The organism is Methylobacterium persicinum, from assembly GCF_022179525.1.
GTDB classification, from domain to species: domain Bacteria; phylum Pseudomonadota; class Alphaproteobacteria; order Rhizobiales; family Beijerinckiaceae; genus Methylobacterium; species Methylobacterium persicinum.
In genome coordinates, this window is the sequence record NZ_BPQX01000056.1 from 1 (window position 1) to 14,819 (window position 14,819).

10 protein-coding genes are annotated in these 14,819 nt (G+C 58.9%); 2 read left to right on the forward strand and 8 right to left on the reverse strand.

Annotated features, from left to right (window positions below; translation table 11 throughout):
• The first annotated feature begins 134 nt into the window (after positions 1-134).
• The gene (locus tag MFF22_RS21310) at positions 135-332 is read left to right on the forward strand and encodes a hypothetical protein (protein WP_238252553.1); all 198 of its coding nucleotides are present in this window, start codon (positions 135-137) and stop codon (positions 330-332) included.
• Between the two features lie 65 nt (positions 333-397).
• Positions 398-595: a hypothetical protein gene (locus MFF22_RS21315; RefSeq protein ID WP_238252554.1), complete on the forward strand. Its 198-nt coding sequence runs from the start codon at positions 398-400 to the stop codon at positions 593-595.
• A 170-nt stretch (positions 596-765) separates the two neighbouring features.
• Here the strand turns inward: MFF22_RS21315 and MFF22_RS21320 are convergent, their stop codons facing one another.
• From MFF22_RS21320 to MFF22_RS21355, 8 genes are all read right to left on the reverse strand, one after another.
• Positions 766-1,734, reverse strand: coding sequence for a GHMP family kinase ATP-binding protein (locus tag MFF22_RS21320; RefSeq protein WP_238252556.1), 969 nt, complete (start codon positions 1,732-1,734; stop codon positions 766-768).
• 65 nt (positions 1,735-1,799) lie between these two features.
• Complete coding sequence (locus MFF22_RS21325; protein WP_238252558.1) at positions 1,800-3,107, reverse strand: protoporphyrinogen/coproporphyrinogen oxidase; 1,308 nt, start codon at positions 3,105-3,107, stop codon at positions 1,800-1,802.
• A gap of 12 nt (positions 3,108-3,119) precedes the next feature.
• On the reverse strand, positions 3,120-4,667 hold the full coding sequence (locus MFF22_RS21330) for a glycosyltransferase family 4 protein (RefSeq protein ID WP_238252559.1): 1,548 nt from the start codon (positions 4,665-4,667) through the stop codon (positions 3,120-3,122).
• Positions 4,664-6,982 carry a glycosyltransferase family 2 protein gene (locus MFF22_RS21335; protein WP_238252561.1) on the reverse strand — a complete coding sequence of 773 codons (2,319 nt, stop codon included), beginning with the start codon at positions 6,980-6,982 and terminating at the stop codon, positions 4,664-4,666. The genes MFF22_RS21330 and MFF22_RS21335 overlap by 4 nt, the downstream gene beginning before the upstream one ends.
• A 364-nt stretch (positions 6,983-7,346) precedes the next feature.
• Positions 7,347-7,913, reverse strand: a complete 567-nt coding sequence (locus MFF22_RS21340; RefSeq protein ID WP_238252563.1) for an SIS domain-containing protein — start codon at positions 7,911-7,913, stop codon at positions 7,347-7,349.
• A 31-nt stretch (positions 7,914-7,944) separates the two neighbouring features.
• A complete protein-coding gene (locus tag MFF22_RS21345; protein ID WP_238252564.1) occupies positions 7,945-9,882 on the reverse strand; it encodes an HAD-IIIA family hydrolase in 1,938 nt (645 codons plus the stop codon).
• Positions 9,882-10,841, reverse strand: a complete 960-nt coding sequence (locus MFF22_RS21350; RefSeq protein WP_238252565.1) for an NAD-dependent epimerase/dehydratase family protein — start codon at positions 10,839-10,841, stop codon at positions 9,882-9,884. The genes MFF22_RS21345 and MFF22_RS21350 overlap by 1 nt, the downstream gene beginning before the upstream one ends.
• A gap of 803 nt (positions 10,842-11,644) precedes the next feature.
• A complete protein-coding gene (locus tag MFF22_RS21355; RefSeq protein WP_238252566.1) occupies positions 11,645-14,740 on the reverse strand; it encodes a rhamnosyltransferase WsaF family glycosyltransferase in 3,096 nt (1,031 codons plus the stop codon).
• Positions 14,741-14,819 lie beyond the last annotated feature (79 nt).

The window sequence follows — 14,819 nt, forward strand, 5'->3', positions numbered from 1 at the left end:
AAACAAGGCGGCCTTCGCCGGATGCGCACCGTGCTCAGTGGCCACCAGCCAGACAAAAAGCAAAATCAATTGACAGTTAGACCAGTTCGATTTGGTCAATCGAAGCGCAATAAGCAGTAATGCGGAGTTCAATCATGAAGGCCATCATTGAGACGGCGGGTTCTGGCGTAACCTTGAACCTGAACGGCGAGGCGAAAGGCTCGATGAGCCTGGAAGACGCCTTGGCTGCCATTCGTGCGGCGAACCAAAGCGCTCGAGATGAGTTCGACGGAGCGATTCAGGATGCCGGCTTGGATGATGGGATCGGCGTCGGGTTAAGGGAACGACTTTGAGCACCGGAACTGCACCCGGGCAATCCCGTTATCTGAACGGATGAGTCTGACCGACAGGTGGAGTGATGAAGGTCGAGGATCTGCTCAAGATGCCCCTGGGCGGGCGCGTCACTGTCACCGCAGATGCCCAAGCGATGGACTGGCTCGAATGGGCAGGGTTCTTTCCCGAACGCGTTGACGGCGACCTCTACGTCATGCGCAGGGATCACCCAGTCGGCGTGCTGTTCGCCTCTGAACCAAGCCGCCCCACCACAATAGGTTGAGCTGCGGCGTCGCCCCACAACCAGCAAGCGCTGCGAGGTGCGACGCCCGCCCTTGGCCTCCGTCCTCTCGAAGGCCAACGCCATGGGAAATCCATCAAGTCTAACACTGAGACGAGGCGTGGAGCGCAGCAACTGCGCGAAGCTCCGCAGTCACCTCGTTTTCCCTTCGCTTAGGAGAGGGCGGTGGGATTGTAGAAAATAATGCGACTTCCGAGGGCATCGAACCGGAATTGGCAGCTACGCAGCATATGCAGCGATTGCTTGATAGCCGAGTGGTGCTCCGGGGGCGCGTAGAACATCAGAAACCCGCCGGAGCCCGCACCGAGAATTTTGCCGCCGACCGCGCCTGCTCTTCTGCCAGTCTCGTACCAATCATCGATTTCTGCGGAACTCACGCCGTTCGACAGCGTTTTCTTCAAGTTCCAATTGTCATGAAGAATGTCACCAAAACTCTCAAGGTTTCCGGCCTGCAGTTCGTCTCTCAAATGGTAGGCTAACTCTACCATCCGGATCAACGTGCTACGCTTTGCGTGATCGCTGACGACGGCGTCGGATTGTTCTTTGAGAATCTTCGATGCACTGCGTGTGATGCCAGTGTAGAAGACCAGAATGCTCTCTTCCAGTTTCGTCCGAACGTCCCGTGGCATAATGACGGGCGTAACGAGGACGCTTTCGTCGGCTTTGAACTCGATCAGGTTGAAGCCACCATAGGCTGCCGCATATTGGTCCTGCTTTCCGATCGGCTCGCCGCAGCGATCAATCTCAATCTCGCAGCTCATCCGCCCGAGATCGTCTGCCGAAATGTGGCGTCCCTGATAGGCCGAAACCGCGTTCAGAAGGCCCACGGTGAACGAGCTGGACGAGCCCAGTCCCGTCCCGCGGGAGGGAATGTCGGCGATGGTCGTGATCTCGACGCCGCCTTTGATATTGAGGCACTCGAAGGCCGCACGAACGAGGCGATGTTCGATCTGATCGACCGAATCCACCTCCTCGTTCTTGGAGTATCCCAGCCGGATGCCGCCATCGAACTTCTGATTGATGTTGACGTAGATGTACTTGTCGATGGCCGTGCTGAGAACTGCGCCCCCGTGGCGACGGTAGAACTCTGGCATATCGCTACCGCCGCCGACGAAGCTCATCCTCAATGGGGTCCGGCTAATGATCATTGCGGATGTGTCTCGCTCAAAGGATGGAGGCGCTGCGGTTAATCGGCCGGAGTGGATGCATTCAGGGACCGGGCCAGCTTAAGTGTCCGCTCCACGACGCCGTCCGTATTGAGATACTCGAACTCTGCGAAGCGGCCCGCCGATCGAATCCCCTGCTCTTCCAAGTAGGATAGCAGCACATCCACGTTCTTACGGTGGTCGAGGTCGTAGATGACATACGCATACCGCTCAACCTTCACCTGAGTGTCGAGGATATCCTCCCGCTCGATGAACCCAACCTTGACAAGCCCGTCGATAACTTGATCGACGATATCGGCCTCCGACAAAGTTGCCAGGTAGCTGTTTGGACGGAATGTCACCTCTGCCATTAGGGTGCTGCCCCCATCAGGAAGACAGTAGCTCTCACCCAAGTAATTCAGCTTGGACAGACGGTGAAACACCACGTCTTTATCCGGGACATACAGCGCGAAGTGCTCTCCGATCGTATCCTTCTTCACCTGCACCATAACGATATAGATAGAATTGTAGAGGAGACGGTCCAGGGTGCTCTTAATCTCGGCCGGAGGTGAGAGCAGCTTGAACAGCTCGTGGATCGGGATGCAATTGATAAGTTGCTTGGCGTAGACCTCGTCGGTATCTGTCGTGATCTTCCAACCATTTGGTTGCTTCTCCAGGCTGCGCACGTTGACGCTGGTGCGCACATCCTGTCCTTTGGCCTCAGCTCGATCCTTATACTCGTTTACAAGGGTCTGGAATCCGCCCTTCGCTGGATAATGGTAGTAGAGCTGGTGGGTATACCCCTCCGTCGCGACGCCTTGGGCCGATGCGATCACATCCTCGCGCGGCGGCTTCGGAATACGCTCGACCATCTGCGTATCCATGCAAGAAGGATCGAATTTCCAGATCTTTTCATTGTAAGGCTGGAGATAAAGGTGCGTGATACCTTCGCCGAATACGCTCAGGAAAAACTGCAGCATATTGCTGCCATGATAATTTTCGTACGGATTATTGAGAAATTCCTGCAGACAGTAATCGCGATCCGTCGGCTCAAGTGCTGCCAGATCGTTCTCGAACGGGTACTTTACATATCGTCCCTTGAAAACGATCTGATTGGACCTGCGGATTTTATTGGTCTCCACCATCGTCGAGTGGAGATCGAGCACTTCTTTGTTCTTCGAAAATATGATGTGGGGGCCGATATCATAGTCTACACCATTCATGCTGTAGCTACGGCTCAGTCCGCCGACAGTGTCCTGACGTTCGAGGACGACGGCCTTTCCATCGAGAAAGCTGGATAGCGATAGGCCAGCAACGCCTCCGCCAAGAATTGCATACTCGAAAGTCATGTTGCCTCAACTTCAATGGATATCAGATGGTGTGCAGATCGGCCGTCCCGCAGGGATGCGAATCGCATCTAGATCGCTCACATCGACGTACCCGTAACCACGCTCAATCAAAAGCGGAATGAGATCGCCTTCGGTGACGTGATGGCGCACCCCGTCCTTGAAGAGGAACAACGCGCCATGGTTCCAGTATAAGCCTTCTCGGTGGTCAGTGATATCGAGCGGCGCCCTCTCGAAAGCGATGCCGTTGACATCGGCGAGGCCGGCGCTGATGCCCTGGTTCGGATTATAGGCAATTCGACCTTCGTGGATGTCCAACAAGAGCGCCTCGCGCTCTGAAGCGGCTCGGCTCCACGTATAGCGTTCAGCGGTCTTGCGTCCGTTGGTGGCCAATTTGCTCCGGAGCGACGGATCGGTGGCGAGGCGGCAGATCGCATCGGCCATCGCCGTGGTATCTCGCGAACCGACGACCCAGGCATTGTCTCCATCGAACGCATAGTCTTCCGTGCCAGCCCCGGTGGTGATCGTCGCTGTCCCACTGGCCATGGCCTCGAGCGGAGGCAGGGGGAAACTCTCGTACCACGAGGGGCAGAGCGCGATGTCACTGGTGGCATAGAGATCCGCCAGTGCCGCGAATGACAGCTTGGGGTGGTAGACGTAAGGCGCGTAGGCGTTCTGTTCCGTGAGAACCGGATGCTTGTATCCAAACACGTTCCATTGCAACTTGCCGCCCAGCCGAGACCGGGCCTGTGAGACTGCCGCCACGGCGTCGGCGAAGCCCTTCCAATCTTCCGGCCGGGCATACGTCACGAGCCGGATTACGCCATCCGTCTCGCTCGTCTTCGGACGCGGGTTGAAATCCCCAATCTCAATGGCGTTGGTCGAGAACGGCACATTCTGCCCGTAGCGCAACTTGATCTGGTCACGAAGCCAAGACGAATTGGCGATCTTAAACAGTGGCAATGAATAGGCACTTCGAGCCAAAATTTTGTTCAAAAGGAGGTCATTCTGTATCGGATAAAAGACCTCTTCGAGGTGCTGCATGAAGAATACTGGCTTGCCCTTCCCGGAGAAGTATACGGGGAAAGCCGTGCTCCAGAATGTCGCGATGTTGATGTCGCAGTCCGGCATGACCTCCATCGTATAAAGCCAGTTCAGGGCTTCATCGACCACGGTCGAGAGGGCCATTTTGTTGGGTACGTTGGCAGAGCTTGAGAGGACAAGCTCCCGGAGCGCTGAAGGCCCAAGAGTGATCGAAATCGCATCCGAGAGCCGCTGGAGGTCGGAACGATCAATCTTGCTCAGGTCGAGACCTTGTTCCGGACCAAGCTGTAGACCGCGAAGCCGCTTGTAGTGAAGTTCGCCCTTGAATTTGAACCAGGGGTAGGGATTGTCACCGCTCCAGTTCGTATCCGGATAGGTTGTGATACTCACAACATGTCCTGCTTCCAGGAAGCGGTTGGCATATTCCAGGATTGCCAAAGGCCCGCCCGATATGGAGGCGATTGGCGGCATCACGAAGTTAATTTTCATAGCGGCGGCAATCCCGGTGGGAACACTCAAGCGACGTTGCTTGGACTAGAAACGAGATGCGGGTAAGACCGACTAAAGTTCGGATTATAGTAGCGGTCTTTTTTAGCGTCATCTCCAAAGCGCTTTTGTAGAATGTTCTGAAGATCCGTCGGGGTATCAATTCGAGCGCGGTCTACGACGCGGCTCCATGGATTGTAGACGACACGCAAGCCATGTTTTCTGAGTTCGAGGCAGAAAGCGAGACCGGCCGCATCACCGAAATCAAATACGGGCAGGCCGCCCGCACGACGGAAAACATCTGTGCGTGTTGCCAGCAAGGCGGAGGAAACGGCCTCGACATTCGAGGCGATCCAATTGGTAAACCAATATCCCCCTCGGCAGTCGGCCTCGTCCCGATCCATCGTCATCGGTTTGTCCAGCAGGACCGTCGCACCAGCCTTGACCTTGAGCCTGTCGCTCAAGATCTTCCCACCCACGGCGCCGATATCTTCGCTGAGGGAGAGATAGCCAACGAGCTCTTTCAGCCAATCGGCCGTCATCGGACGGGCCTCGGGGCGTATGAAGACGAGGTGCTCGGCATCCGTCTCTAGGATTGTTGCATGGAGCGCGGCCTGATTGTTCACGCTGCTCGCCCGTACGGTGCTCCCTGCCACGGAAGCCGGAACAGGCTTTCCAAGGAAAATGACATGTAGCTCCGTGCCGGGGCCTTCAGCCAAGCCCTGGAGACGCGCAAGATCGATTTCATCGTCACGGCACAGCACGATGATGTCGCAGCGCTCGGTGAAATCCGGAAAACGAAGCTTGTACCCGCCCACCCGTATCTGTTGGAACGGTATTGGCCATTCGGCCCGGGCCAGTAAGCCCCGGCGGGTCAGATGCTCATCATAGATCCGGAGAGCTAGCTTCTCGATCGCAGGCTTGGCAGTCGTCCCGGAGGCGACAGAACCGGCATGCTCTCGCCAGAAGTAAAGAATTTGTGGGATGTGCCGAATTTTGGCCCCCGCCTCGTACAGACGTAGGCTTACGTCCAGATCTTGGATCACGGACGTCGATGCCCGGAACCCGCCGATCGTCCGCATCATCTCAGTGCGGACAACCTTGAAGTGAACAATATAGTTCGTCACCAGAAACAATTCCGGAGACCAGCCGGGCTTGTATGCTGGATGCAAAAAGCGGCTTCTGCCATTGATCATGGCGTGATCGGTATAGACGAAATCGGTATCGCGGTGGTCCGAGAGGAGTTCCGTCACCTCTTGCAGGGCATTCTGAGCGAGGACGTCGTCGTGGTCGAGGAATCCGACGTATTCGCCTTGTGCCATCTTCAGCGCTTGGTTCGACGCCTCGGCAATGCCACCGTTCTTGTCTGCGAAAACAATTGTGATGCGTGGGTCGGTACCGTTGTAGCCGGCAAGAACCTCTTTGCATGCCGTTTCGGTCGAACCATCATCGACGATGCAGAGCTGCCACTTCCAGTACGTCTGATTCAGGACAGATTCGATCGCCTCCCTGAGGAATCGCGGGTGCGAATTGTAAGTTGGCAGAATGATAGATATCGTCGGTTCATATGCAGCAAAGGCGACGCCCTTCGCAATCTGTCCGACCGTCTGTGGCGGAGTGAGCGTGTGGGCTGCGGCAGTCAACGCCGCGAGCTTGGCCGCCGGCGACTGCTTCAGCAGAAAAGTAAGCGCCAGCGGGGCGCCTCCATCGACAGCTCGAAAGTCGTTCAACTCTTCCGGGGTCACATGGGGGCTCGGCGCGCGGCCTTCACGCTCTCCGAAGTTGATGTAATGGACCAGCGGATTGACGCCGGCTGCTGCGACGTCCGGGTTCTGCGAGAGATACCACGAAGTCGAAAACAGGGGATTCGGATCTCTGCCCTCGCGCGCGCCGTATTCGAGATAATGCAGTATGCAATCGACTTTGGCGTGCAGAACATCTTGATATTGCGTTAAATACCAACGAGTATCGAACAAGTCGGACGCTGCAATGAGGGCATGGTCTTCAGCAAAGCGTGTGCGTTGGGTCCGGCTGTGTCCGTTGCGCCGGAGCGGTCCCTGCCATCTGGAGGGGAGGCTTGGTGTAGCAGGGTGCGGAAGATCGGCCCTGGTTTCGAGCAACGTCTCCAGTAGGTTTGCGGCATGCGCGCTGCGGCGCGCCAATTCAGCGGACAACCTGTTGACTTCACCAGCAAGTGTCGCCCGAGTTTGAATTAGGTCGTCGATCTGTCGGCGGTCGGCTTGTTTTTGATCGACGAAATCTTTCTCAAGACGCTGCCGCTTCCGCTCTGAACGGTCCAGATCTCTCTTTAATTCTCGCCAGTCGGTTCTCGTATTGTAGTCTGCCATCCGAAACCCCTCGTAGCCTCTAACGCCCTTGGTCGCCGCGCAACACCGAGAGGAGTGCTATGCCATCGGCAGCCTCCCCCCCCCAGCTCCAGGCTGTTCATAGGAAAGGGGAAAGGGCGTAATCCTTCAGCCGCTGCTGTCGTTTATTGAGAATGCGAAGCAATGTCGTTCTTGTGACGAATTGCTTCGATCTCGCGTAAGTTGCCGCTTTTCTTTGGCGCTGTTGAGCAGCCGCTTCACAGGAGCGTAGGAGTTCTTCCGGTGCCCATATCCTCCATTGAGATACGCCCCCGTCATCTCCAATTTCCCGCGTGCGGCTCAGGTCTTTAGCATATAATCCTGGCGCATATCAGAACGTGAAGGTCTACTGTAATGCCTCTGCATGACAAAGAGCCTGCATGACGATATGGCCGAACACGGAATGAACGTCTTCGACGAGCTGCATGTCGTTGGAATTGACCCAAATGACGTTTGCCGCTCGTTCCTTGAGCCGGCCGCCGCTGAACCCACAGAGGCCAAGGGTTTGGCATCCCATCTCATTCGCGACATCGATTGCGCGGATGACGTTCTCGGAATTACCGCTCCCAGAAATCGCGATCACGAGGTCGTTCTTCGCAGCGATATTGCGCAACTGCGCGCTGAACACGTCTTGATAAGATAAGTCGTTGGCATAGGCGGTGATCAGGCCCATGTTATCGACAAGGCTGCGGCCGAGAAACGGCTTGCCGTGGGCAAGGAACGTCATCTTCGTCCAGTCAGTCATAAAATGAAGTGCCGTCATGGCACTTCCCCCGTTGCCGAGGGTGATGATTTGTCGGCCCGAGATCCAAGCGTCACGCACAAGGGCAACGCCGCGGTCGAACTCCGAACGATCGACTTGTGCGAGCAGCGCCGTCAGCCGAGTAAGATAATCAGACGATTGCATCAGCATGTCGAGAATCCCGTAGAATGTTGGGTTTCGTTTAGTTTTTCGGCATCTCGACTAGAAATAAATGGTCGAGTGTGAGTTGGTGTTCAGCCTGCGCTTCACCATTGTTTATTATGGAATCCTCATCGGCCTTGCGTCTTTCGTATGTTGTTTCCGCCTGTTCGGGGCTATCGCCGCGCGCGATCATCGCCGCTATCACGCGCTTCCGACGCTCCGCCTCGTCGCCGGTCACCCAGATCCGATGGATCGTATGCCGGTCCGGTCGGTCATTGGGGATCGGCAGCGCCAGGGCTGGGACCCCTTCGATGATGAGCGCTGTTTCAGGAGTGAGCGTCATCGAATCGTTGGCTGGATGTTGTTCCTGCGAGAACCGATCGTAATAGGGTAGCGTGACGGTTGTGGTGGCCCGTTGGTCAAACCAAGGCTGCATCAAGGCGCCAGCGTGAGTGAGGTCGTATCGGCTCAGCACATTGCCGGTGCCTCGATCCGACGCGCTGCGGATGAACCGATCCAACTGGAGGATTGCAGGGGTCACGCCTTGGTTGGCAAGCGTCCACGCCAGCACGTGGGCTATGGTCGACTTGCCCAGTCCTGCCCGGCCGCCGATCACGACGATATCTCCCGGCCTGATCCGGGTGGCGAGTGGGCTCAGGCGCTCCTGCAGCGCCGGGCAGACGTCGAGGATGAAGCGGACGGCTTCCGGAACATCGGCAACGATAATGTTGGCGCTGGCACGCACACGTCCGTCACGTCCCCCTTCGCCGGTTCGAACAAGGATGGATCGCAGGCCGGCGCGCTGGGCGGTCTGCATGTCGACCGTCGAGTCCCCCACAAACCAGGACTTGGACATGTCGGCATTCAGCCTGATTTGTCCTTCGTCCACCAAGCCGGTTCCGGGCTTGCGACAATTGCAGTCGATCTTAAGTTCGGCCACCTCACCCGGGAAACCGGCATGAGGGTGGTGGGGGCAAAACAAGATCAGGTCGAGCCATGCCCGGTGCCGGCCAAGCTCGGTCTCCAGCTTGTTATGGATCGCACGCAAATCGTCCAGTGTCGCTTCACCGCGGGCGATAACGGGTTGATTGGTCGCAATGGCAACGCGGTATTCGGCATCGTTGAGGCGTCGGATTGCGTCGGCGACGCCCGGCAGGAGGCGAAGGCTGGCATGATTGCGGATGTAGCCCGACAATTCGTTCAGCGTCCCGTCGCGGTCGAAGAAGACCACTCGCTGCGCGTGTGATAGGCGCGCCCGTTCGACGGCCCCGGTCCGCAGGTGCTTCACCGCCTTGTCGAGCCTCGCCGGCGTCCCAATGTCCTTAATGTATTCGTAGGAGATGTAGCCGCGCAGACGCTCGCCTTTCTCCACCATCCGAGGAAAAAGATCTTTTGCGAAATCCAGAGGCGGGGCTGCCCCGACCCAGCCTTCGAGCGCATCCCGGCGGACGACATAGAGCGCCGCGTTCACGAGATTGGGAAGAATGGCGTCGGCAGGGTGGGGGTAGGCGTGAAAGCCGATGATGTCACCGGATCCGTCAACCTCGACCAAGTCCGAGTCATAGGGATGGTCGTTGGGATGGAGGAACAGGGTCGCCGTCGCCTTCCCTTGTTCGTGGAAGGCCCAGAAACGCGCCAGATCGACGTCGAGCAGCGTGTCGCCGTAGACGACAAGGAACTCCGGCTGGAGTGAATCCATGGCGGCGAGGACGGCGCCGGCCGTGCCCTTGGCCTCGCCATCATCCAAAGTCTTCACTGAAATGCCGAAGTCGCCCCTGCGGCAGAAATCTTCGATCTGATCCGCGGCATGATTGACGAGGATCAACGCCTCGCTGAACCCGTTCTGCGCCAGGAGGCGCAACTGCCTTTCCAGCAGCGGAATACCGTCGACGTCCACCAGCGGTTTCGGGCGGCCATGAAGACGCTCGCGGAGGCGAGTACCCTTCCCGCCTGCGAGGATGACCGCTTGTAGAGACATCAAAGCCCTTCCTGCTTTGCGATATCCCGAACGGCCTTTTCAATGGCTTCGGACGAACCCATGCTGGGAGCCCATCCCAGGGCCGCTAAACGATCGACACAGTAGCGGAAGCGCGGCACATCGCCGATCCAACCCTGGTTGCCCTCGCCGTATTGAATGGCAGCCTTCGGGTTCACCACATCGCGGACAGTTTCCGCGATATGGCGGACAGTAACCCCGTCGTCACTCGGCCCAATATTGAAGATGTTTAGTTTGTCCGGGCCCTTTTCTGCAATGAACAGCATAGCCTCAACAAGGTCTCCGACATGCAGATAGGCCTTTTGCTGTGTTCCGTTTCCAAGCACATCCAATCGGTCTGGGGTTTTGCGGAGCTTCTGGATGAAGTCGAGCATGACGCCGTGTGTTGCGGGCACGCCGACGACGTTCGGGAACCGGAAGACATTCGCCCGCTCGAGGAAGTTCTCAGCTGCCGCTGAGATTTGTGCTTCCGACGCCAGCTTCATCGCCCCATAGTTCGAGATCGGCCGGTAGGGCGCGGTATCCTCAGCGATGCGAGCGTCCTTGAAGTCGCCGTAAATCGCCGAACTCGATGCGAAGTGGATCCTTTTGATGCCAAGTTCCTTCATCACGACGAGCGTGGAGAAGGTGGTCATGAAGGTGTGCTGAAGGTCCACATAGGGGTCTGCAACCCCCGCGGGAATATCCGAATTGGCGGCGAGGTGCCAAACGTCAGTAAGCCCTTCCTCGGCGGACGGAAGCAGTGCCGTCCGCAGCGCCTCGACGTCAGAACAGTCGGCTTCGACGAACGTCACGGACCCAGAGGAGATGAATGGCTCCAGGAACTTGCGCTGTCCACGGATCAGGTTGTCGACGGCGATGACCCGATGACCCAGCTCCAACAGGCGCGGGATCAGGTTTGCCGCGACGAAACCAGCGCCGCCTGTCACGACATGAGGCATGAGGCTGTCTGTCCAAATGGGGTTTGACGTGCCCCCCATTATGGCCATCGCGGTGCAAAAACAACCCTCAGGACGGTCCCTATACGGCCCCTCCGATGCTCGCTAGGGCTAGCCCCTACGTGGGGACGAAGGGGCAATGTGCTGTCGATCGCCCTGTAGTTAAATGGAAGACCGTCACGGAATATTGGAAAGAAGAGTCTGTTATAGATTGGGCCACCCTGCGGACCGATCGTCCTCCACCGGACGGTCGCTGCCTTCGTCACCGGCGCTCAAGAGCGAGTGATCGGCAGGTCGCCGCCCTGTCGCCGAAGGGATTTTTCGAGCCGCAGCGGGGCGAGAGGCCTCGGCTTTTGGTTGTCCGGGGGTAGCCGGGGGGCCGCCCAACTGGCGACATTTAGGTCATTCTGACGGAATACGATTTTTGACAAGCTTCACCGCCTGCAAAGACCTTAGGGCGCTTTCCTGGAAACTTAGTTCACGCCATCACCACGGTCATTGCGAGCGAAGCGAAGCAATCGAGGGATCCGCTCAGTTCTGAGATGTTCCGCTACCCTGGATTGCTTCGCTCCGCTCGCAAAGATGAAATGCGCGCGATCCAACGACTTCCGAAGCCGCTTTAAGATTGTTGTATTTGGAATTAATGTAGCATAGCTATCGTGTTAGCGCGGGGCGTGATAGTCATAATGATCGATACAAAGCGTAATGCGGCAAAAATTTCTCTGACTTTGATATATTTCGGAATTCCGGAAAAAGTTCGTATTTTTGATCCTAGAAACGGCTCTCCTGAATAGCGATCGGTCATCTCAAGTCTGAGAGGCCCGGTATCCCGCAATGCGGCCGTTGACCGTCGCTCGATTGAGTAACTGACGGTGTTCGAGTGCGGTGGCGTCAGCGCCTGCCCGGATGGCATACGCCCGGTCCCGGGCATCCATGGCGGCGATGGCTGCTGTGGCATCGGGATGAAGGTCGAATCCGAAATACTGGCCCCAGAACTGGCCCTCAGTTGTGGCCGTCTTGGTGTGGTTTTCCAGGTCGAAGGCGTGGGAGTGGAAGACAATGGCGTCGTCCACGTAGGCTTTCTGGAATCCGACCCTCAGCATCTCGTCGGCCCAGACCTGATCCTCGCCCCAGGCGATCTCCGGATAGGGGATGATCTTCCACGCCTCACGCCATATGGCTGAGTTATTGTCGGAGTAGAACTGCATCAGCATGCGCCACATGCGCCCGCCTGGATAGATGTAACTTGGCAGTCCGATCTCGCGGTCGGTCACCGCCGGAAGCAGGGCGAGACCGTCGAACATCTCCGTCATGTCGCGCTTGGTGAAGACGTCGTGCGCGGGATAGGCCTCGTGCCGCCCGATGACGCCGGCCACCTTCGGGCCCCTGTTGAACCCGGCGATCAGGTTGGCAAGCCAGCGCTCATCCTTCGGGCATGCGTCCTGCGTGAGGATCGCCACGTACTCGCCGTCGGATTGGGCGATGCCGCGGTTGCGCGTCCGGCCGTGCTGGAATTCAGCGTTGGGGATCGTCTCGACGTGCAGGTTGTGGCTCGTGAATGGGCGCGCCCGGTCCAGGGTATCGTCGGAGGAGCCGCTGTCGATGATCAGGACATCGTAGGCGAAGTCGCAGACCTGCCGCGTGACGGCGTTCAGGACCCCCTGGAAATCCGGCCCGGCATTGTAGGTCGGGATGAAGACGGTCGCCTTCCGCGGCGCATGGACCGCCGGCTTGGCGAGGGCGTCGAGCGGGATCCGGGTGCAGCCGATCTCGTCGAGCCGTTCGAGAAGGCCGGCCTCGATCGCCCGGGCGCTGGTCTCCCACGAGGTGCGATCGACGAAGGCGCGCCCCTGCCGAACCTGCCGCGCCTGACGCTCCGGATCCGCGATGAGCGACTGGATGGCGTCTGCGATCTGGTAGGGCGCCTGCTTGGTGAAGGTGACTTCCCCGCCCCTGAAGATCGCCCGGGTGCTCGGCGCGTCGATCTCCACCACCGGCAGGTTGCAGGCCATCATCTCAAGGGGGATGAGCGAGTAGTTCGTCGTCGAGAACACCACGCCGAGGTCACTCTCGCGATACAGATCGGCGAGTTCGGCGGGCGTGAGTATGCCGTGCTGCGTGTGGGGGAAGGCGAAGTCGAACTTGAGGTTCGCCTCACCGAACAGCTCGACGTGGAGCCGGACCCCGCGGCGGTGCAACTCTTCGAACGCTGCGAAGCCGAGGGCGACTGCCCTGCGCGGCGTATACGGACGGGCATAGAAGGCGATCCGCACCGGGTCGTCGCCCCTCGCCCGCGGCGTGCCAGGATAATAGACGTCGTGATCGGCGCAGAGGTCCCAGCTGCGGGCCCAGAGCCCGCGATCGCGCATCAGCCCCTCGAGCCACCTCCCGGCGCAGAGGGTCGGGAAGCCGAATTCGTATGTGCTCTCGGCGATGAGCTGCATCTCACCGGTCGGGTGGAAGCTCGGCTCGTGATCCTGAACGAAGTAAAATCGTTCCTTGAAGTTGGTGGTCTGAGCCGCCGGAAACGCCGTCCAGCAATCCGTCGCGATCAGGACGTCTCCCGCCAGTTCCCGGACGTCCTCCGGCAGGAAGCGCACATGCAGGCGGTCGCTGACCGGCCGGTACCATTGCTGGATCCGCCTTTTGGCCTCGGCTTGGTCTCTGAACTGAACCGCATTCTGCAGCCACAGGGTCTGCCGGTGTCCGAAGCGTTCGAGGAGCTCTACGATCCGGAAGATCGTCATGTGGCCCCCGGCGCCGGGGCCGAAGGAGGGCAGGATCCAGTGGATGTCGAGGGCTCGCGGATTGAAGGTCCGGAAGAGAGGAGCGAGCGGTTTGGGCGCTTGCCGGGCGATCCACGGCGTATCCCGGTGCCACCGGGCGGGTACGGCGGCAGCGCTATCCTCGCGCTCAGGCAAACCCGTCAATGAGGCCGGTCCGACGCGGACCGGCGTCACGTAGCTCACCACCCGGCTGCCGGCGGCCCTGACCGCGAGGGGCAATCCGCGCTCGAGAGCGTGGGCGAAGGTCGCGTCGACCTGTTGCGCCTCGTCCTCGAAGTGCGCCAGGGAGCCGAAGGCTTCCACGAAGGGCCTGAGCGGCGCTGTGCGGTACCACGCCATCGATCCGGCGGGGTATTCGGTCGCCCCACTGCCGGGCATCCCTTGACCAAGGTGGCTCAAGATGAGCCCGATCCCTGATTGGTCGAACGCCTTGAGCGTGTGACGCCGGATTGCACAGTAGTTCCGCGGGTAGAGGCAGCCGAGGTCCGGCTCCGCCGTGAACCGGCGCAGGACGGCGTCGACGAGCCCCCGCGATCCCATCGTCTGATCGAGGAGATAGCGCCGCCACGCATCGCCCCAGGAGATGTGCGGGCTCCTCTTGGTATGGACATGCAGCAGCAGGTCGCAATCGAGCCAGAGGTCGCGGCAGCCGACGATGAACGGCGCAAGATCCCGCCCCCGGTTCGGGACGACCCGCACGTCGAGGGGGAAGGGAAAGGCCTCGCGCTTGCAAACCTGCTCGATGAAGCCGCGATCCGCTTCGGAAACCACCGTGGCGACGAAGCGGGTGCGAGGCGGGAAGGAGAGGAAGCGCGGGAGCAGCTCGGTGATGAGCTCGGGATAGTAGCAATGCGCATGGACGCCGAGCGTCAGCTGCGGCAGCTCTTCGCGATGGCCCGGGGTGGAATCGAGGACGATCGCATCCGCGGGCAGTGTCTGTACGCCCTGTCCAAGCCCGACCTTGACGAAGTGGTAGATCGGATTGGCGAGCAGTCCCGTCTGCGCGGCGATCTTGCCGCGGTATGCATGGATGTCGAAGCCGGGGGCCGGATCCCGGTTTTCGTACTGGCCTCGTTTGATGAAGTGATCGTAGCAGTCGTTTTCCTTGCCGAGCACGTCGGCATTGAACGACTTGTAGAATGCTTCATCGAAATATGGCCGGAAGGCCTCGACGACCGCCCTGGGAAGGGACGTC